Source organism: Natrarchaeobius halalkaliphilus, from assembly GCF_003841485.1.
In the GTDB taxonomy this organism is placed as follows: domain Archaea; phylum Halobacteriota; class Halobacteria; order Halobacteriales; family Natrialbaceae; genus Natrarchaeobius; species Natrarchaeobius halalkaliphilus.
Map to the genome: position 1 here is coordinate 239,634 of NZ_REFY01000004.1, position 18,952 is coordinate 258,585.

The 18,952-nt window shown below is 63.1% G+C and carries 16 protein-coding genes; 6 read left to right on the forward strand and 10 right to left on the reverse strand.

The window, feature by feature from the left end; all coding sequences use genetic code 11:
- The first annotated feature begins 115 nt into the window (after positions 1-115).
- On the forward strand, positions 116-4,009 hold the full coding sequence (locus EA462_RS11310; protein WP_243641402.1) for an Eco57I restriction-modification methylase domain-containing protein: 3,894 nt from the start codon (positions 116-118) through the stop codon (positions 4,007-4,009).
- Between the two features lie 9 nt (positions 4,010-4,018).
- Here the strand turns inward: EA462_RS11310 and EA462_RS11315 are convergent, their stop codons facing one another.
- The 6 genes from EA462_RS11315 to EA462_RS11340 form a co-directional block, all read right to left on the reverse strand.
- Positions 4,019-4,336, reverse strand: coding sequence for a HalOD1 output domain-containing protein (locus EA462_RS11315; RefSeq protein ID WP_243641403.1), 318 nt, complete (start codon positions 4,334-4,336; stop codon positions 4,019-4,021).
- A 264-nt stretch (positions 4,337-4,600) separates the two neighbouring features.
- Complete coding sequence (gene gnd / locus EA462_RS11320; protein ID WP_124178682.1) at positions 4,601-5,500, reverse strand: phosphogluconate dehydrogenase (NAD(+)-dependent, decarboxylating); 900 nt, start codon at positions 5,498-5,500, stop codon at positions 4,601-4,603.
- 105 nt (positions 5,501-5,605) lie between these two features.
- Complete coding sequence (locus EA462_RS11325) at positions 5,606-6,043, reverse strand: hypothetical protein (protein ID WP_124178683.1); 438 nt, start codon at positions 6,041-6,043, stop codon at positions 5,606-5,608.
- Between the two features lie 111 nt (positions 6,044-6,154).
- On the reverse strand, positions 6,155-6,619 hold the full coding sequence (locus EA462_RS11330; RefSeq protein WP_124178684.1) for a copper resistance protein CopD: 465 nt from the start codon (positions 6,617-6,619) through the stop codon (positions 6,155-6,157).
- A 164-nt stretch (positions 6,620-6,783) separates the two neighbouring features.
- Positions 6,784-7,338, reverse strand: coding sequence for a metal-dependent hydrolase (locus tag EA462_RS11335; protein ID WP_124178685.1), 555 nt, complete (start codon positions 7,336-7,338; stop codon positions 6,784-6,786).
- A 180-nt stretch (positions 7,339-7,518) separates the two neighbouring features.
- Positions 7,519-8,007, reverse strand: a complete 489-nt coding sequence (locus tag EA462_RS11340; RefSeq protein WP_124178686.1) for a deoxyuridine 5'-triphosphate nucleotidohydrolase — start codon at positions 8,005-8,007, stop codon at positions 7,519-7,521.
- A gap of 184 nt (positions 8,008-8,191) precedes the next feature.
- On the opposite strand from EA462_RS11340, the gene EA462_RS11345 reads away from it, so the two are divergent.
- Positions 8,192-10,162: an aconitate hydratase gene (locus EA462_RS11345; protein WP_124178687.1), complete on the forward strand. Its 1,971-nt coding sequence runs from the start codon at positions 8,192-8,194 to the stop codon at positions 10,160-10,162.
- Between the two features lie 207 nt (positions 10,163-10,369).
- Here EA462_RS11345 and EA462_RS11350 read toward each other — a convergent pair whose 3' ends face one another.
- The gene (locus EA462_RS11350; protein WP_124178688.1) at positions 10,370-10,924 is read right to left on the reverse strand and encodes a dihydrofolate reductase; all 555 of its coding nucleotides are present in this window, start codon (positions 10,922-10,924) and stop codon (positions 10,370-10,372) included.
- Positions 10,921-11,937: a thymidylate synthase gene (gene thyA, locus EA462_RS11355; protein WP_124178689.1), complete on the reverse strand. Its 1,017-nt coding sequence runs from the start codon at positions 11,935-11,937 to the stop codon at positions 10,921-10,923. The genes EA462_RS11350 and thyA overlap by 4 nt, the downstream gene beginning before the upstream one ends.
- A 126-nt stretch (positions 11,938-12,063) precedes the next feature.
- Here thyA and EA462_RS11360 point away from each other — a divergent pair, with 126 nt between their 5' ends.
- The 3 genes from EA462_RS11360 to EA462_RS11370 all read left to right on the forward strand — a co-directional run bounded on the left by EA462_RS11360 (position 12,064) and on the right by EA462_RS11370 (position 14,754).
- On the forward strand, positions 12,064-12,435 hold the full coding sequence (locus EA462_RS11360; protein ID WP_124178690.1) for a hypothetical protein: 372 nt from the start codon (positions 12,064-12,066) through the stop codon (positions 12,433-12,435).
- A 177-nt stretch (positions 12,436-12,612) separates the two neighbouring features.
- Positions 12,613-13,044: an Hsp20/alpha crystallin family protein gene (locus EA462_RS11365; RefSeq protein WP_124178691.1), complete on the forward strand. Its 432-nt coding sequence runs from the start codon at positions 12,613-12,615 to the stop codon at positions 13,042-13,044.
- 66 nt (positions 13,045-13,110) lie between these two features.
- A complete protein-coding gene (locus tag EA462_RS11370) occupies positions 13,111-14,754 on the forward strand; it encodes an ABC1 kinase family protein (protein ID WP_124178692.1) in 1,644 nt (547 codons plus the stop codon).
- A gap of 212 nt (positions 14,755-14,966) precedes the next feature.
- Here EA462_RS11370 and EA462_RS11375 read toward each other — a convergent pair whose 3' ends face one another.
- Complete coding sequence (locus EA462_RS11375) at positions 14,967-15,533, reverse strand: hypothetical protein (protein WP_124178693.1); 567 nt, start codon at positions 15,531-15,533, stop codon at positions 14,967-14,969.
- A 119-nt stretch (positions 15,534-15,652) separates the two neighbouring features.
- Positions 15,653-16,564 carry an HFX_2341 family transcriptional regulator gene (locus EA462_RS11380; RefSeq protein WP_124178694.1) on the reverse strand — a complete coding sequence of 304 codons (912 nt, stop codon included), beginning with the start codon at positions 16,562-16,564 and terminating at the stop codon, positions 15,653-15,655.
- Positions 16,565-17,188: 624 nt separating this feature from the next.
- On the opposite strand from EA462_RS11380, the gene EA462_RS11385 reads away from it, so the two are divergent.
- A complete protein-coding gene (locus EA462_RS11385; RefSeq protein WP_124178695.1) occupies positions 17,189-18,952 on the forward strand; it encodes a nitrite/sulfite reductase in 1,764 nt (587 codons plus the stop codon).

An 18,952-nucleotide genomic window follows, 5' to 3' on the forward strand; every position in this document is an offset into this window, starting at 1 on the left:
TTAAATCGATTTTCTTTCGGGAGCTACTCTCGACTCATCTCGAGCCCCCCATGGGTTGGAGTCGCCACACAAGGACTATACGCTCTCGCTGATTGAACATACCGGACGAACACCGGTGCGTACGAATTCGATGCAGCCCTCACCGAGCTACCGAACGAACCGCGGCCTGTTCTCCGACCGCTTCGAGGGTCGACTCCCCGACACGACGCTCTGGAGCGACGTGAACGACGACGAACTCGGACGATCGTACGACGAGGTCAGGTCGATCTGGGGACGCGAACGAGAGGGCGCACCGACGGACGGGATGTCCGAACTCGCGGAGTCACTCGTCCGACCGGTACTGGAAACGCTCGGTCTGTCGGTCGTCCGTGGGGAATCCGAGCCGCCACCTGATCGACCGCAACGACGGCCGACGTACGCCGTTCGCGAGTCGACGGCGACGGTCGACACCGCCGCCGAAGACGATGGAACGGGGTCGTCCTTCGAGAGTGCGGTCGCCGGTGTCGACGTGCGGCGATGGGGTCGCTCGCTCGAGTCGATCGGTGAGCGCGGAGACGAACGCGGGTTCGAAAACCCGGCTCGCCGAATGGTCACGTCTCTGGGGAGACTCCCCGTCCGCTGGGGGATCCTCACGGACGGCAAGCGGTGGCGACTCTACGCCGACGACGCCGGCGGCCGACTCGACACGTACTACGAAATCGACCTCGAGCGCCTCCTCGAGACGGGTGACCTGGACGACTTCAAATACTTCTACTGCGTGTTTCGCCACGCGATCGTCCGGAGTGATTCGGGAAGCGATCCGGTTTTCGAGCGTGCTATCGACGCGACCGACGGGTCGCGAGAGCTGTCCGTCGAACACAGAGAGCGCCTCCACGAGGCGACCCCAGCGGTCGCTCGAGCGGTCCTCGAGCACCGCGGTTCCGGCGAATCCGATCCGCGATCGGAGCCGATCGAGACGGACGAGCTGTCGGCGGTGTACGATCAGGCGGTTCGGTGGCTTTGTCGACTCGTCGCGGACGGTATCGACTGGAACGAGAGCCAGCAACGCTCGTCGGTCCACCTCGGAGACGCCGATAATTCCTCCCCCGGTCGAGCGGGCAGCGACGGTCGTTTCACCGATCAGTTGGACGTCGACGTGAGGCGGTTTACGGGTGTCGCGTCGATCGATAGCCGGCATCTGGGTTCGGTCTACGAGACGCTGCTCGAGTACCGACTCGCAGTGACCGAGCAACCGTGTGTACTCGGTGACGACGACTGCATCGTGTACGAGGCTGACGGCGGGAGCGAGGCGGGCGATACCGGGGAGAACGACGGCGAGGAGATCGAAGGAAGCGACGGGGGCGTCCGGATCGAAGCGGGGACGGTGTATCTCACTCGAGACGCGAGCGACCGGAAGGCGACCGGCTCGTACTACACGCCCGACCACGTCGTCGAGTACGTCGTGGAACGGACGCTTTCTCCCCTGCTCGAGGAGATTGGCTCGGATCTCGACGGCACCGTCGATTCGGACGCGGCGTATCTGGACGCGTTCGTCGAGCGGCTGCTCGCTCTCCGCATCCTCGATCCGGCGATGGGATGTGGTTACTTTCTCGCGAGCGCGGCCGACTACCTCGTCGGTGAACTCGTCACCCTCCGAGAGCGCGTGGCGGCCCGGTCGGGCGTCGGGGCGGTCGATACGGACCGCACTGTCGACTGGATCCGTCGTCGGATCGTCGCGAACTGTCTCTACGGTGTCGATCTCGATCCGACCGCAGTCGAGATCGCTCGACTCGTTCTTCGCGGCCGAACGGACGACGATCGGACGAGTTCGCGGGCGCTCGAGCGTCACCTGACCGTCGGGAACGCCCTCGTCGGAGCCGACCTCGGGACGTTCGACGACCTGGAGATCGAACCGGCGGCGACCAGCAGTAGTGACGCGAACGCAGAGGGGGCGACCGACGGACGGGAGTCGATCGAAATCGGAGAGGAGACGCTTCGCCGGCGACTCGAGGCGGTCGCAAACGTCCGGACGGCACAGGCGTTCGACCTCGATGCGGGGGACGACGCCGTCGACCAGTTGCTGGCGGCGCTGACGGACGACGAGGCGTGGCGTAGCCTCGTCGAAACGTCGTGGTTTGCGGACGCACAGCGGCTGGCGGCGTCCGAGAGATACGTCCACTGGCCGCTCGCGTTTCCCGACGTGTTCGCCGGCTCGGATCTCGCCACCGAAATCGACGCGCTTACCCCCGGAAACGAGGCGTCGAACGGCGCGTCGGGATTCGACGCCGTCGTCGCGAATCCGCCCTGGGTGACGACCGCAGGGCGTGGGTCGATCAGCGCCGCGATCGATTCCAGGCTTCGATCCTATCTCGAGGCCGAATTCGAAACCACCGAGCGCCAGTTCGACCTCTACGTCGCGTTCTACGAGCGGGCGGTCCGACAGGCGGGCGACGGACGTGTGGGATTCGTCGTCCCCGACTCGATCCTCGCGCGGGAGGGGGCTGAACCCATCCGCGAGTACTTGCTCGAGAACGCACCACCCTCGTGGATCGTCCGCATCGGGACGGCCTTCGAGAGCGCCGAAACGGGCGCGGTCGTCCTGGTGAGCGGTGACGATACCGAAGACGTCGCGTGTGCCGATGCGAGCGATGCGGAGGAATTGCGGTCGATTACCTACGAGGAGATTCCGCGGACAGTCTTCGAACGACAGCCCGCGAACCGATTCTTGCTTGGGTTAGACGAGACCACGCGCACGGTCCTCTCCCGAGTGGCCGGCCATCCCCCACTCGAGACGTCCGTCGAGATCGGTCGCGGAGAGGAGATTAGCAAGCGAGCGCCGTTCCTTCGCGACGATCCCACGGCGAACGCGCGACCGATCGCACCCGGGAGCGCGATCCTCGAGTACGGAATCGACGAGAGCGAACTCCGGTACGTCGATCCTGACGACATCGAGAAAGCCGACCGCTGGTACCGGAGCCCGAAGCTGGTCTTCAGACAGACCAGCGATTCCCTCGTCGGAACGCTCGACACCGACGGACTGGTGACGGTCAAATCGGCCTACACGATCCATCTGACGGACGACGTTCAGCAGCCGAGAGAAACGTACGCACATCTCCTCGGCGTACTCACGTCGCCGCTGCTCGAGTACTACCACTACTACAGACACGCGGCGTACCGATCGGTCTTCCCACAGATCAACCAGTCGACGTTCGAGGCGTTTCCGATCGCGATGGACGACGGACCCGATTCGAAACTCGTCGACGCGGTCGAACGGCGACTCGAGTCGACGGCGGAACGAATCGAGATCGATTCGGCCATCGAGACGTATCTAGGTCGGTACGACGACGGCCCGTCGCTCGGAGACCGTCGAAGCTGTCGAGCCGTGGCCGGCAACGGGATGGGAGAACGGTCCGTCGGTGCGGACTGTGGAGGCGTCGGTGCGGGGGATGGGACGTCGGCGGCCACGATGCTCACCGCGACGACGGAGGAATTGCCGACGCTCCGGATCGGGTCGGCCCACGTCGACCGAACCGAACGCGGCGTCGTCGTCTCGGTGACGCTCCGGTACAAGCCGGGCCGAGGGACGACCGACGGCGACTCAGTCGCGAAGTGCGACGTCGACACCGACCGGTGGGGATACACGGAAACGGAGCCCGTTCCAGCGCTTGAACTCGCGGGAATCGACGACGGGATGGCAACGCTCGTCGAGACGTTCGTTCCCTACGCAGTCGACACTGGGAGCGGGTTTGCGGGGTTCAGAGAAACCGCAACGAAAACGATATCGCCGCTCGAGCGCCTGGAGGCGCTTGGCGTTCCACGTCTCGAGGACGTCGCGGACGAACTGGCCGAGTACCGAGCGGCACGCGAGCGCACTCGAGAACTCGACGAACGAATCGCCGCTCTCGACAGCACGATCCACGAACGCGTCTGTACGCTCTACGGCGTTCCGGCGGAGGAGCGTTCGATCGTCGCTCGCGGGTTCGGACCCGACACCGGGGGCGCATCCGACACGAGCGAACGGCTCGAGTAGCGAAGCGACCTACGTCGACGACTCCGTGTCGACCATCTCGACGGCGTCAGCGTGACGAGGCGCGTCGATCAACGAAATCTCGGTTTCGCCGGCAACTCCGGTACTCTCGACCGTAATTGTCCAGCCGGCATAGAGGAACTCGAAAGCGGTCGGTCCGGAGCTGGACTCACAGATCGAATCGAGCGCATCGGGATCGATCGCGTGATACAGCGGATCGAGGTCGAGGGGATCGACGTCGTCCATCCGGGCGACGAGGTCGACGATGGCCAAACTCGTCGCCTGGTCGGCAGGGACCCGAACCGTCCTCGAGGAGCGATAAGAGTTCATAACTAACGCTGTCGGGGTCAGTAGTAAAGAACGTGACCCAATATTCCGTCCACAGGTTTCCCGAGGAAAGAACAGGTCGATTTCCCGCCAGGTGTAGGACGAAAATTCCACCGGCTTACCGATCCTGATGAGGCGCGTTCGAAACGGATGGCTCGTTTTCGATCACGTTCCCGTTTCGCGTCTCGAACTGGCGTTACGGTCGATCACGTCCGAAACGCACGGCGCACGTGGTGGTAGCCGAAGCCCACGCGAAACAGGGGATCACTATTCGCGCCGAGGAACCTCGTGGCGTCCGAACCCGTATCGGAGTCGGTTGGCGAGTCGTCGAGAGAACCGGCCGTCGTCGGCTCGCGAGTCGAAGCGCTCGCCCAGGGCCGTGTAAATCAGCGGCAGGGGGACCTCCTGCTCGAGAGCTTCCTGGACGGTCCAGGTTCCGGTGGAACCGCCTTCGATGCGATCAGCGACGGTGCCGAGATCGGAACCCTCCTCGCGAAACGCCTCCTCACAGAGTTCGAGCAGCCACGACCGGATCACCGCGCCGTTGTTCCAGACCGACGCAACCGACTCTAAGTCGAGGTCGTACCGACCCTCGTGGAGCAACTCGAACCCCTCGCCGTAGGTCTGCATCAGCGCGTACTCGACGCCGTTGTGGACCATCTTGACGTAGTGGCCCGAACCCGATTCGCCCATCCGCTCGTGACCGTCGGGTCCGGTCGCGACGGCGTCGAACACCGACTCGAGTTCCGCGTAGGCCCACTCGGGGCCGCCGACCATCAGCGAGAACCCGAGTTCGGCACCGGCCGGGCCGCCGGAGGTGCCACAGTCGAGGTAGGCGGCGGAACACGACTCCGCCCGTCGGACGGAGTCCTCGAAGTAGGAGTTGCCCCCGTCGACGACGACGTCGTCCGGTCCGAGGTGGGACTCGAGTTCCTCGAGGGTAACGTCCACCGCCTCACCCGCGGGCACCATCAGCCAGATCCGTTTCTCCTCGTCCAGTCGATCGACCAGATCGGAGATCGAATCGGCCGACTCCGCACCGGCGTCTGCCGCCGTCGCGACCGCCTCAGCGTCGAGGTCGAAAGCCACGACGTCGTGGTCGGCTCCGAGTACGCGGTCGACGACGATCTGTCCCATCCGTCCGAGTCCGATTACGCCCAGTTGCATGCTGGTGGCTCCGTCCAGGAGAGAGGTAGTGGTTGTGATTCTCGGCCGTGGGCCACCCGCCGAATGCGTCCGTCGTCGTTTCGACCGCGTATCGTCTCGAGTCGATCAGTACAGCGATTCCTCGAGACGGGCCCAGCCGATCGCATCGAGAACGACGAACCGGTTTTCGTAGTGGACGTAGACGCCGTTGTACCGGCTGTCGGACCCGTCGTAGTACGGCAGCGAATCGCGGATCGCGTCGACGACCGACCAGGCACCGCCGCGGTCCAGCGTCACGTGCTCCCAGTCTTCGCGTGCGCGGTTTCGAACGGCGCGTTCGATCGCGCGCCGAGCGCCAGGAATCTCGTCCAGTCGGCGCGAGGAGACGTCGACGACCGTCGCGTCGGCGGGAATCTCGTCTCTATCTACCAGGCGCGCACCGAGATCCGCCTTCGACCGCGGGGAGTCGTCCCGCGACCGACTCGAGCGAAGCAGATAGCCGGCGACCGCCGCCGTCCCGACCGCGAGCAGCGAGACCGCCATGTCCTTGCCCCTGATGATCATGGGAATACGTTACAGTAACCGGCTAAGTATCTTTCGTACGACTGTCTCTCTTCGATGAGAGACCGATTTTCGAACAGTATCGGACCCGGACGGCCGATAACGGATCGAATCTCAGACCACTGCCTGTACGTTCGTCGTGATCGCTCCGGCGACGACGAGCAACGCGATCGCCACGACGGCCGCTACCCGGTAGAGTCCCAGGACGTCCGCTGCTGGCTCACGAAGTTTCTTGCCGTTGAGTCCGGCCTCGAGTCGTTTCGCGCCGATCTCGACGAGCGCCGCCAGCAGGAGCCAGAGCGCGACCATCACCAACACGAGCTGACCGTTGATCGAGTTGAACAGGCTCTCCGCGGTGTATCGCGTCCCGGCGAGGTGACCGCCGGTGAGAAGCAAGACGAGCGCACTCACCCGCGATATCATCGTGAGTTTGCCCGAAATCGCCTCGAGCGGCTTCGTCGTGTTGAACGCGCCGTCTCGAGCCAGCGGCAACACGACGACGGCGACGTAAAAGACGCTACCGGCCCAGATCGAAGCGAACACGAGGTGCGTCGTCTGTGCGAGAAACGTATCGACCATGTCCGTGGCTTGGGTGGCGATGGTATCAGCGTTCCGACTTGCCGGCGAACGGGACAGTACGGCGAGCGGGACCGTCTCCGCCGTAGAGAGGAAATGGAGCGGGACGACCCCGTATCGGAGAGGATGCAGAGGGAAACGACGACGCGACCGATCGATCACACCACTCACTCGAGCCAGTCGGGCGTCCATGCGGTCAATCGCCGCCGAAGGAGAGCGTAGACGACCGTGATCGGGACGCCGACTGCGACGACGGCGGTGACCCAGCCGTCGAAGATTACCAGCACGGGAGCCGCGAGCGACAGCGCGAGGATCGCATCCTCGGGTGCGCCATCGTAGCGAACGACGCGACGCGGCTCGATCCACCGGCCCCGAACGTGATCGTAGACCGCACGCTCGGTTCGGTCGTTCCAGGGATCCATCTCGGGACCGCCGCCGAGCGCGTCGCTTGCGGCATGAAGCCACGCTGTGAAGGCAACGGCTGCGAGCGCGACGGTGAACGTAGCGGTAGCGACGAGTGCGACCGCGGCGAGCGGTGTGGCGATAACGAGGCCGGCGACCGGAAAATGAAGGGTCCGCCGGTGCTCGAGAACGAGGTCGAAATCGGGTGCAATCGCGCCGACGACGGCACCCAGCGCGAGCGGACCCGCAAACTCCGGGACCACGAGTGCGACCGGAGCGACGGCGGCGAGTCCGGCGAACACGTGGGTGGTCGCCATCATGTGTGGTCACCGATCATATCGAGCCCTTCGGTCCGATGGGCGAAAAGTGAGACGGCACCCACTGGATGGCTGGAGATCGAACGGACCGTTGTCCCTCAGCTCCGGCGCGATCACGAACAGTCCGGGTGAATCGGTAGACAGGTACGGACAGTTCGAACCGTTCGTTCACAGACGTTGAAATCAATCGTTCTCGAGGTTTTCGCCCTGGTAACTTCCGTCGTAGACGTCCTCGTGGCTTGCCTCCGCGAACACCAGCTGAGCGATTCGCGCCCCGCGTTCGATCTCGATGTCGTGGTGGACCTGTAACAACCCCTCGCCGCGGCCCTCGTAGCCCGCATCCCAGACCGCCGTGTTCAACATACAGGAGTTGCGCATCAGCGACGAGCGCGGATAGACGAAGCCGACGTGTCCGTCGGGAATCTCGATTCGCTCGCCGTACCGGGCGATGTACGCACCGCGAGGCAGGTAGTAGGTATCGGGATCCTTGCGCTCGAGTTCCTCGAGCGGGCGGGCGACGCGATCACCGATCTGTTTGCCGTCACGGCCGATTCTCCCCGGCTCGAGTTGCTCGAAGACGACATCGAGGGTGAGGTCGACGCCGTTTGGCTGGACCTGATCGTCGGTCGTCGGTGAAATATAGTCGGCTACGAACGCACCGGAGCGAAACATGAGCGTATCACCACGGCGGTGTGCGAGCGAGAAAAGCGTATCCGTTCGAGACGGGGGTCGATTCGATGTCGCGCCAGTTGAATTCGAAAGCGTGTGAAAACTGCCGCAACGGCGGGAGTAACACGGTTGATCGCCACAGAAACACGCTGGATTTATCAAGCCGGACAGCCCAGTTTCGGCTGCTATGGGACAGACACTCACCGAGAAAATTCTCGACGATCACCTCGTCGAAGGAGAACTCGAGACCGGCGAAGAGATCGGGATCGAGATCGACCAGGTGCTCACTCAGGACACGACCGGGACGATGGTCTGGCTCCAGTTCGAAGCGATGGGACTGGACGAGGTTCAGACCGAGATCGCCGCTCAGTACTGTGATCACCAGACGTATCAGTTCGACTTTAAAAACACGGACGATCATCGTTTCCTCCGCTCTGCTGCGGGTACGTACGGCGCTCACTTCTCTCGCCCCGGTAACGGCATCTGTCACAACGTCCACCGCGAGAACTTCGCGGCACCGGGCAAGACGCTGCTCGGATCGGACTCACACACCCCGACCCCCGGCGGCCTCGGTGAACTCGCCATCGGCGCTGGCGGGATCGACGTCACCGTCGCGATGGGCGGCGCTCCCTACTACATCGAGATGCCCGAGATCGTCAGCGTCCGTCTCGAGGGCGAACTCCCCGAGTGGGCCACGGCGAAAGACGTCATTCTCGAGCTCCTGCGACGGCTCTCCGTCAAAGGCGGCGTCGGCAAGATCCTCGAGTACACCGGCCCGGGTGTCGAAACGCTCACCGCACCCGAACGGATGACGATCACCAACATGGGGACGGAACTCGGCGCGACGACGTCGATCTTCCCGACCGACGAACAGACCGAGGACTACCTAGAGCGCGTCGGCCGCGGCGAGGAGTACGTCGAACTCCAGCCCGACGACGACGCCGAGTACGACGACGAGATCGTCGTCGACCTCTCGGATCTCGAGCCGCTGATCGCCCAGCCGTCGATGCCTGACAAGGTCGTTCCCGTCAGCGAGGTCGCCGGCGAGTCCGTCGAACAGGTCATCGTCGGCTCCTGTACGAACGGCGGCTACGAGGACATCCTTCCCGTCGCCAAGATGCTCGAGGGTCGCGAAACGTCGATGGAGACCGAAACGATCGTCGCTCCCGGCTCCAAGCAGGCCTCCGAGATGCTCGCCCGCGAGGGGTGGGTCGCGGAGATGATGGCCGCTGGCGTCAACTTCTCCGAGGCGACCTGCGGGGCCTGTATCGGCATCGGCCACGTCCCCGCCTCCGATTCGGTCTCGCTGCGGACGTTCAACCGCAACTTCGAGGGACGGTCGGGTATCGAAGACGACAACGTCTACCTCTGTTCGCCGGAAGTCGCCGCGGCCGCGTCGATCGCCGGCGAGATCGTCGATCCGCGCGACCTCGCGGACGAACTCGGTGACCTGGAGGATCCCGGCGTCGAGCTTCCGGACGAGTACGACGGCTCCAAGACGGACCTCATCAGCCCCGACGAGGCCGTCGACGACGAACTGATCAAGGGCCCGAACATCGGAGACGTCCCGATCCGCGACCAGCTCGGCTCCGAGATCGAAGGCGACGCGCTGCTCAAGATGGAGGACAACATCACGACCGATCACATCATCCCGGCGACCCAGGACATCCTGATGTACCGGTCGAACGTACCCAAACTCTCCGAGTTTACCCTCTCTCGAGTCGACGAGACGTTTGCCGAGCGCGCGCTCGAGGCCGACGGCGGCTTCCTCGTCGCCGGCGAGAACTACGGTCAGGGATCCTCGCGCGAACACGCCGCTCTCTGTCCGATGTACCTCGGTATCGAGGGCGTCCTCGCACAGAGTTTCGCACGTATTCACCGCGCAAACCTGTTCAACTTCGGAATCGTTCCGCTGACGATCGACGAAGAGACCTACGCGAACATCGATCAGGGCGACGAGATCGAAGTCGTCGACGACGTCTACGAGGCCGTTACCACCGGCCAGGAGGAGTTCACCGTCCGCATCAACGACGACTACGAAGTCACGGCGACCCTCGACGCCTCCGAGCGTGAGCGCGACATCCTCGCCGCCGGCGGCAAGCTCGCCTGGACGAAAGAACAGGCCGAAGAAAGCGGCGCTGCACCGGCTGACGACTGATCGTCGGTCGAGTGCGAGCCGTTCCGTTTTCGTTCGGTTTCGTATATCCTTGCTCGCTTTCGCTCGTTTCCGATTGATTCTGCTCGTTTCCCGTCTTCACTCGCGTCTACGCGTTCGATTTCGTCCGTTCGCATTCGCTCCCGTTCGTTTCGTTATCTGTTCGTTCGGTTTCGACCGCTTTCGCTCGGGGGAACTCGACCCAGATGGCTACTCGAGACGAACGTATTCGACGAAACCGAAGCCGTCGCGTTCGTCCCGGTCGACCTCCCGCCAGCGGCTGCGATCCCAGTCGGGAAAGTGCGTGTCTCCGTCGGGTTCGTCGTGGATCTCGGTCACGACGAGCCGGTCGACGGCGGGAAACAGTCCGTCGTAGACGGTCGCCCCGCCGCCGACGAAAATACGATCGGTACCGTCGTGGCGGTCACGGGCCACACGTTCGGCCGCACGGAGTGCCTCCTCGAATCCGCTTACCGTCACCGTCCTCTCCGGTGTCGCGAAGTCGCGACTGGTCAGGACGATCGACGTCCGGCCGGGCAGGGGTTCTTCGAGTTGCTCGAGAATCCCCTCGTAGGTCACCCGTCCCATGATGACCGGATGATCCATCGTCTTCGATTTGAAGTGCTCGAGGTCGGCAGGAACGTGCCAGGGCATCTCGCCGTCCCGGCCGATGACGCCGTTTTCTGCGACGGCCACGATCGCGACGAGTTCGCGGTCAGTCTCGAGGCCGTCGGACGTCGACGGCTCGTCGTCGCTCTCGGTCATTCGGCCACCGAAAACCGGATCCCGTCGTGGGCGTCGTACGATCGCAACTGGACGTCCTCTGCGGTCAGCTCGTCGATCGAGACGTCAGCCACCTCGAGTTTCGGGCGCTCGAGGGGCTCTCGCGAAAGCTGCTCGAGCAGGCCGGGAACGTGATCGAGTCGGTCCTCACCGTCGGCTTCGTCGGGCGCTTCGGACTCGAGCCACTCGCGAAGAGTGCGGTACCCCTCGCGGCCGTCGACCGCCTCGAGACGGGCCTGGAACGTCTCGAGGTTGTCGGCGTACCACTCGCCGCGTGCGTCCGTGCCGCAGTAGACGTGGGCGTCGACGACCGTGTGGGCGAACGTTCCCGGTTCGTAGCCCGTCTGCCCGGCGATCACCTCCGTCAACAGCGCGTAGGCAGCGATGTTGAACGGGACGCCGAGTGCGATGTCGCCTGATCGCTGGGTGAGGTGGCAGTTCAGCCGGTCGCCCTGGACGTTGAAGACGAAGGTGTAGTGACAGGGTGGTAGCGTCGAAACGGCCGCGTTCGCGGGGTGCCAGGCGCTGACGGCCAGCCGCCGCGAGTTCGGGGTATCCGAGAGCGTATCGATCACGTACTGGAGCTGATCGAACGTTCGGCGGCCGTCCGCCTCCGTCGTCACCCACCGATGGGCCTCGTCCGGCCAGGATTCGCCCTCGAGGCGAGCGGCATCCTCCGGGATCGGATACCGCCGCCAGAACCGTCCGTACGCGGTGTCGAGACGTCCGCGGTCGTCGGCCCAGGCGTCCCAGATCTTCGTTTCCTCGCGGAGGTCCCGAATGTGCTCGTCGCCCGAAAGATACCAGCAGACCTCGTGAATCATCGAGTTCCACCGGTAGCCGTCCATTCGCTTCGTCGTCAGGAGGGGATAGCCCTCCCCAAGGTCGACCTCGTAGTGTTCGCTGAACGAGGAGATCGTGTCGACGCCGGTCCGGTTCGACTTGTAGTTCCCACCCGAGAGAGCCGCGTCGACGAGCTCGAGGTACTGTCGCATCGTCCCCCGTTTCGGCCGGGAGTACAAATATACTACCGACTGAAGACGAACTCGAGCGAACCACCGCGGGGTTTTCTCCGCCCGCTCCGACAGTATCATTTATCCCGAGCGAGATCGTCCGTACGCATGAGCAGTTCCATCCGCGTGTTTCCGAGTGCGATCGGACTCGGCATCGTCCTCGTCCTCCTGGGAATCGGTGCGTACGTCGGTACCGGTTTCGCGAGTGTCACGGCGCTTATTCCCGCGTTCTTCGGCGTCTTGATCGCGCTCTTTGGCGTCGCTGGCGGACGGCTGGACCGGGAGCGACTCGCGACCTACGGAATCGTGGCGCTCTCGATCCTCGGTATCGTCGGATCGGCACAGAGCGTTCCGGACGCGATCGCGTTGCTAACCGGCGATTCGGTCGACTCCGTCGTCGCGACCGCCTCACAGGCCGTGATGATCCTCGTCTGTCTGGTGCTCCTGGGAGTCGTTGCACTGGACCGTATCGAAACGTAACCACGGATGTAACCACAGGAATCCGGCTTTAACCGTTCGATCCCGAAAGCGGATCCGGTCGACGTGATCCGACCGACGGCTGGGCGGCGCTTCGAACGGGTTTCGTTCCGCCCGAATCGCGCGAGAGAATGTTCCGAGACCGCGGCCTTTTTCGTATCGGCGTTCGAACCTGAAGGCATGCCAGCCCTGCGCGACGCGTTGCGAGACCTCTCGGAGGACGTCTTCTTCGATCTGCTCGAGAGCGACGAGACGTACCTGATCGTCCTCGACGTTCCCGGCGTCACCGCCGACTCACTCGACCTCTCCGTCGAGGCCGATCGCCTCTGCATCGAGGCACGGAGAGCGAAGGACCTCCCCGGCGAGTACCGCTATCTCGAGGAGAACCGGCCGATGTTTCTGGACGCGGAGTTACCCCTCCCCGACGACGCGATCGGCGGGGAGACGACGGCCTCCGTCGATCGAGGTGTTCTCGAGTTGACGATCCCCAAGCGACCCGGCGGCGGGGAGACGACGATCGACGTCGTCGATCGATCCGGGAGTCGAACGGGAAGCGATGCGGACGACCGCGACGATAGCGAAGACAACAGGGAGCCGACGGAATCGAGGTGACAGACGCTGTCCTTTCTCCGCGCGTACAGGCGCTTCGTCCTCGTCGCGTGGCAGTTCTTTCCGCTGTTGGTCGCCTACGCCCGTGATCGCCGGCGATTCGTGTTGTTCGGTCGCCCTCGCCGGGTCGACCCCGAAACCCACCGCTACCGGGCCGAAGTGTTGCTCGAGTCGCTGTTGACGCTCGGGCCGACGTTCATCAAACTCGGCCAGTTGCTCTCGGCGCGACCCGACGTGTTACCGCCGGCCTACATCGACGTCCTCTCTGCGCTCCAGGACGATGTCCCGCCCGCCGAGTGGACGGACGCGAGTCGGGTACTCGAAAACGAGCTTGGACCCGTCGATGACCGGTTCGAGACCTTCGAGACCGAACCGATCAGCGGTGCGAGCCTGGGGCAGGTCTATCGAGCGAGCATCGGCGAGGAAGCCGGAGAAGCCGCCACGAGCGGCGGATCAGATCGTGACGTCGCGGTGAAGATCAGGCGACCGAACGTCGAAGAGCTGGTCGAGGCCGACCTGCGCGTCATCCACTGGTCGTTGCCGGTCCTCCTGTATTTCGTCGACGAGTCCCGATCGTTCTCGCTCGAGAATCTGGCCGACGAGTTCTCGAGAACGATCCGCGAGGAGATGGACTACGAACGCGAAGCCGAGATGCTGACCGAGATCCGTTCGAACTTCGCCGACAACGATCGGTTCGTTATTCCGGAGGTCATCGAGAGTCACTCCTGTCAGCGGGTCCTGACCATGGAGTACATCGAGGGGACGAAGATCAACGACGTCGAGGAACTCGAGCGCAGAGGGATCGATCGGACGCGGGTTGCAGAACATCTCGAGCGGTCGTATCTGCAGATGATCGTCGAGGATGGCGTCTTCCACGCCGATCCACATCCCGGCAACCTCGCCGTCACCGACGACGGCCGGATCGTCTTCTACGACTTCGGTATGTCGGGTCGGGTCGACGAGTTCGTACAGAACAAGATCGTCGAGTTCTACGTCGCAGTCGCCAATCAGGACATCGATGCGATACTCGATGCGCTGATCGAGATCGGAACGCTCTCTCCCGAAGCCGACCGAGCGGTGATGGCCGAGGTGATGGAGATCGCGATCCAGGACGCTCGCGGCGAAGACGTCGAACAGTACCGGATCAACCAGATCGTCGGCCAGATCGAGGACTCGATTTACGTCTTTCCGTTCCGCCTGCCGAAGAATCTCGCGCTCGTCCTCCGGGTCGCGACCGTCGTCGAAGGCGTCTGTGTGACCCTCGATCCGGACTTCGATTTCATCGCGACTGCGACCGACTATCTCACCGAGCAGGGCTATCGCGAAGAGACCGTGCGACGCTACCTCGCGGAATCTGGCGAGCGACTCAAAGAGACCGGCGAGTCGTTGACGCGAATCACCCCGAAAGCCGAGCGAGCGTTCGACCGCCTCGAGCGCGACGATCTCTACGTTCGAATCGGCGTCGAGGATTCGGAGAACGTCTTCGACAAACTCGCAAAGCGGTTGATTTACGGGATGTTGCTCACCATGTCGCTGTTCTCGATGGGCGTCCTCTACGCGCTCGAGACACCCGAGGCGACCGTCGTCGCCGCCGGCTTTTCGGTAATCGTAGCGATCCAGCTCTATCGGAGCTTCCGGACGCGTCGGCCAACTCGAGTCAAACCACAGTTCACCCGGCAGAACCTCAGACAACGCCAGCGCCGCGAGGAGTGATACGGTCTATTGTAACGATTTACCGCTGGGACCGCAGACGGGTCGCGGTCCCACCGGCAATGGCTTACGATAGTCCGTATGAGAGGGTACGACTTACAGCAATCCGTACGAGTCGATCGGGCCCGGTCAGAAACGTATCGGAACAACGGCGACGAGTCACACATCGATCGCACGATGACCGTGCGATCAGGCGTGCAGTGAGTTGGAATGGACTAGAGCGGCGTCTCGGTACAATCCCCCCAGAACACCGCTCGTCCCTCGTCGTCGTCCCGTTCGATCGTCCGCCAGAGGTCGAACGCGCGGTAGTTCTCGTCCACGAGCAGTCGCTCCGCCAGTTCCGGCGGGATCGAAACGCGGCGACACTCCCCGTCGACGATCAGTCCGGAGGGACCGAACGTGAACTCCACGTCGTACCGACGAACGCGGTCTTCTCGCGCCTCGAAAACGGGATGGATCGCCTCGAGCACGTCGGCCACGTACCCGAAAGCGAACTCCGTTCTCGGCACATCGACCATTCCGAGGTCGACACGAACGGTGGGGACGTACACCGTCCGTGACACGTCGTCTTCGTCCCCGGTCGTCTCGACGACTGCGAGACGGCGAACGGTCGGTGAGCGGTCGAGGTGTGAGGCCGTCCCCGCCGGAATCGCCTCCGCAAGGCGGCTGTCGAGGTCACGCTCGAGGCCGCGCCGCTCTCGCGTTCGCCACCGGTGGCGACCGAACAGCACGAGCCCAGCGACCAGAACTGCGGCGAGGACGAAGAGGTGATACCTCGTCATCGACTGCTCGTTGAGCCCCCACTCGGGAGTCGATTTCGGTGTCTCGACCGAGCCGAAACGACGCGTCGGTATTCCGAGCCCGCGACGACGAGACCGTGGCGAAAACGCGAGTGGACGACCTACTCCATCGTATCGTTGTCCGAGTGGGCGCGAACCCAGAGCTCACCGATCCTCGAGAGTCGCGTCCGGTAGGATTTTCCGCGCTCTTCGCGTTCGATGTAGCCCTTGCCACCGGGGCCCAGCCGATCGACGTTGTAGATGACTTTCGACCGGAAGCTATCGGTGTACTCCTCGTTGAGTTCGCGAGCGAGCGACTCCGCGAGTTCGGAGACGGAAGCGAACTCGCCGTCCTCTCCGAGTTTGTAGAGAATGAGTTCCTCGAAGGGCTTGACGTTGGAAAAGGAGGCGACGGGCAACTCGACGATGTGGCTGTCTCCGATTTTCTTCGCTCCGATCGTCGTCCCGCGCTCGTCGAACTCCGAGAGGAGATCCCGAGCACTCTCGAGTCGACTTTCGATCCGGTCGTGTGCGGTCGCGCCGATCCTGTCGTCATCGTCGAGGTTCTCGAGGAGTGTGATCTGCTCGCGGAGCTCCTCTGCGAGTTCGGTCTCCAGGTATTTCTCGGGAGCCGTGTAGTAGGTGTGAATCTGTTCGCGTTCGTCCTCGCGTTCGACCATCAGCGAGTGAGCGGCGTTCGCGAACGCGAAACTCACCGTTCGCGGCATCGCCGCGACGTTGACCCAGACCTCGTTGCCGCGGTCGAGTTCGACCGTAATGAGGTCGAACGCTTGCTCGAACGCCCCGTCGTAATCGTAGACGTCCTCGAGGACGAACCGGTCCGTCTCGGCACCCAGCAGGTTCCGAAAGTCCGTCTCGAGTTTCTTCGAGAGGTGCCGAGAGTACTCGACGTTGGCCTCGCTCCCGACGGCCCCCTCGAGCAGAATAACGCTGTCGACGTCGATCTGATCGCGGACCAATGGTGCGATCAGCCGGTCGTAGTCGAAGCCGACCGGGACGATGTGGGTTTGCATACGTCCCCATTGCGAGGAAGACGCCGTAACAGTGTTGATCCGGGAGGGGTATTTGTACATATTGTCAGGTGAAACACTGTTCAATTGCACGGCGTCAATGTTGGCCCGTACTCCCGTCTTGGGTTTCTCACTGGGATCGTGAACTACCCACCCTACTCGGCCGCCACAGGGCGGCCTCCTTGAGGGTGGCTTCCCGTCTCTCGAACGGGACTTCCTGACTCGACGACGCGACTTGCACTCACTACACGCGACTCAAAAGAGCCACCGTTGGAAAGGACAGCGGTCGCATCTCCGCAGACGTATCTTCGGCCAGTCCATTGCCTAGATTCTTCGCGTCGAAACACCCAAACGACTCCGTCTCAGCATCAGCCTCACCAGAACTCACCAACTCCACCCATCCTGTAGAATATTCCAATACGATTTATTTTCCTGGGTTTTCACCCCCTTATGTTATCTATATACCTAATATACTGGACGTATAAATACTCTCATCTCATTTATTTGGATTTTTTAAATACCAATATTTATCACCGATTGTCTGAACCACTCTACCAGGAAGAATCGGACAAACAAATAGCGTTCATCCGAAGTGGTGGATGAATGGCCTTCTAATATCAAAATATCATGGCACACAAGAAAGAAGAATGGAAATCCGAGATGTACGGTGACGAAATTAGAGCGAAGATCGAGGAGTTCGCCGAGCGCGGCTGGGACGATATCCCCGAAGCGGAGCGTGAGAAGTGGTTCTCGCGATTCAAGTTCTGGGGGGTGTTCCACCACCGCAGCGGTCAAGAGTCGTATTTTATGATGCGGCTCACCAATTGCGGCGGGGTGCTCGAACCAGGACAATTTCGCGCAATCAGTGAAGTCTCCCGCGAGTACGCATCCGGTCCCGTGGAAAACCCCGAATTCGGCGCCACCTGGATCGACTTCACGACCCGCCAGTCGATCCAGCTCCACTGGTTGAAGCTGGAGGACATTCCCGCGATCTGGGAGAAACTCGAGTCCGTTGGTGTCTCGTCCCGATCGGCAGGCGGTGATACGATGCGCAATATATCCGGCTGTCCCGTTGCCGGGAAGGCTGAAGAGTTCGTCGAGTCACGGCCGGTTCTCAATGAGATCCAGGAGACGATCCGCGAGGACGACGGCCTGAGTAACATGCCCCGAAAGTTCAACATCTCTGTCTCCGGCTGCCGCCAGGGTTGTGCCCAGGACGCGATCAACGATATCGGACTCGAACCAGCCCACAAGATGATCGACGGCGAGCACGTGGACGGATTTAACGTGCGGGTTGGCGGCGGACTCGGCGGACGTGAACCGCGCGAGGCCCGACCGCTGGACATGTTCGTCCGGCCGGAGTACGCGGTCGAGACGGTCCGGGCGTTCGTGGAGCTCTATCACGAGGAGGGAAACAGGCAAAACCGAGCGAAGAACCGGGCCCGCTTCTTCGTCGACGACTGGGGAACCGACACCATTCGAGAGGAACTCGACGAGCGACTCGCCTTCGCCTTCGAGCCGGCCGGAACCGACTTTCGCGGCGAGTATACGTACAACGCCGGCAGACCCGCGGAATTCGGTTCACACGACCACGTCGGCGTCTACGACCAGGCCGACGGGAGAAACTACGTCGGTCTCTCGGTGGCGGTCGGTCGGCTGCCGGCCGAAGAGGCGATCGACCTTGCCGACCTGGCAGACGAGTACGGTTCGGGCGAAGTACGACTCACTCGCCGGCAGAACCCCCTGATTATGGACGTACCGGACGACGAACTGGACGCCCTGCTTGCCGAGCCAATGCTGGAGAAACACCAGCCGGAGCCGAACCCGTTTGTCAAGGGGACGATGGCGTGTACGGGTACGGAGTTCTGCTCGCTCGCGCTTACCGAGACGAAGGCCCGGACGGCCCGGCTGCTCCGGTGGCTCGGGGACAACGTCGAGGTGCCCGAGGACGTCGATCGAATTAAGCTCCACTACTCCGGCTGTACGGCCGACTGCGGGCAGGCTATGACGGCTGACATCGGACTACAGGGCATGCGCGCCCGAAAGAATGGGGAGATGGTTGAGGCCGTGGACGTCGGCATCGGCGGTGGTATCGGCGAGAACCCGAGCTTCATCGAGTGGATCCGTCAGCGAGTGCCGGCGGACGAACTCCCCGGCCTGATCGCAAACCTCCTCGAGGCGTACGCCGCGCTCCGGACGGAGGGACAGACGTTCCGCGAGTGGGTCGAGGCGACCGGCCACGAAACGATCGTCGAACTCGCTGAACCCGAGGAGGTCGTTGGCTACGAGGACCCCTGTTTGACCGACGGCAAGCAGTCTTGGTACCCGTTCGCGGAGGGGGAGAGTCCGGCCCCGACGGCGGCCGACGGGACGCCGCTGACCTCCGATTGA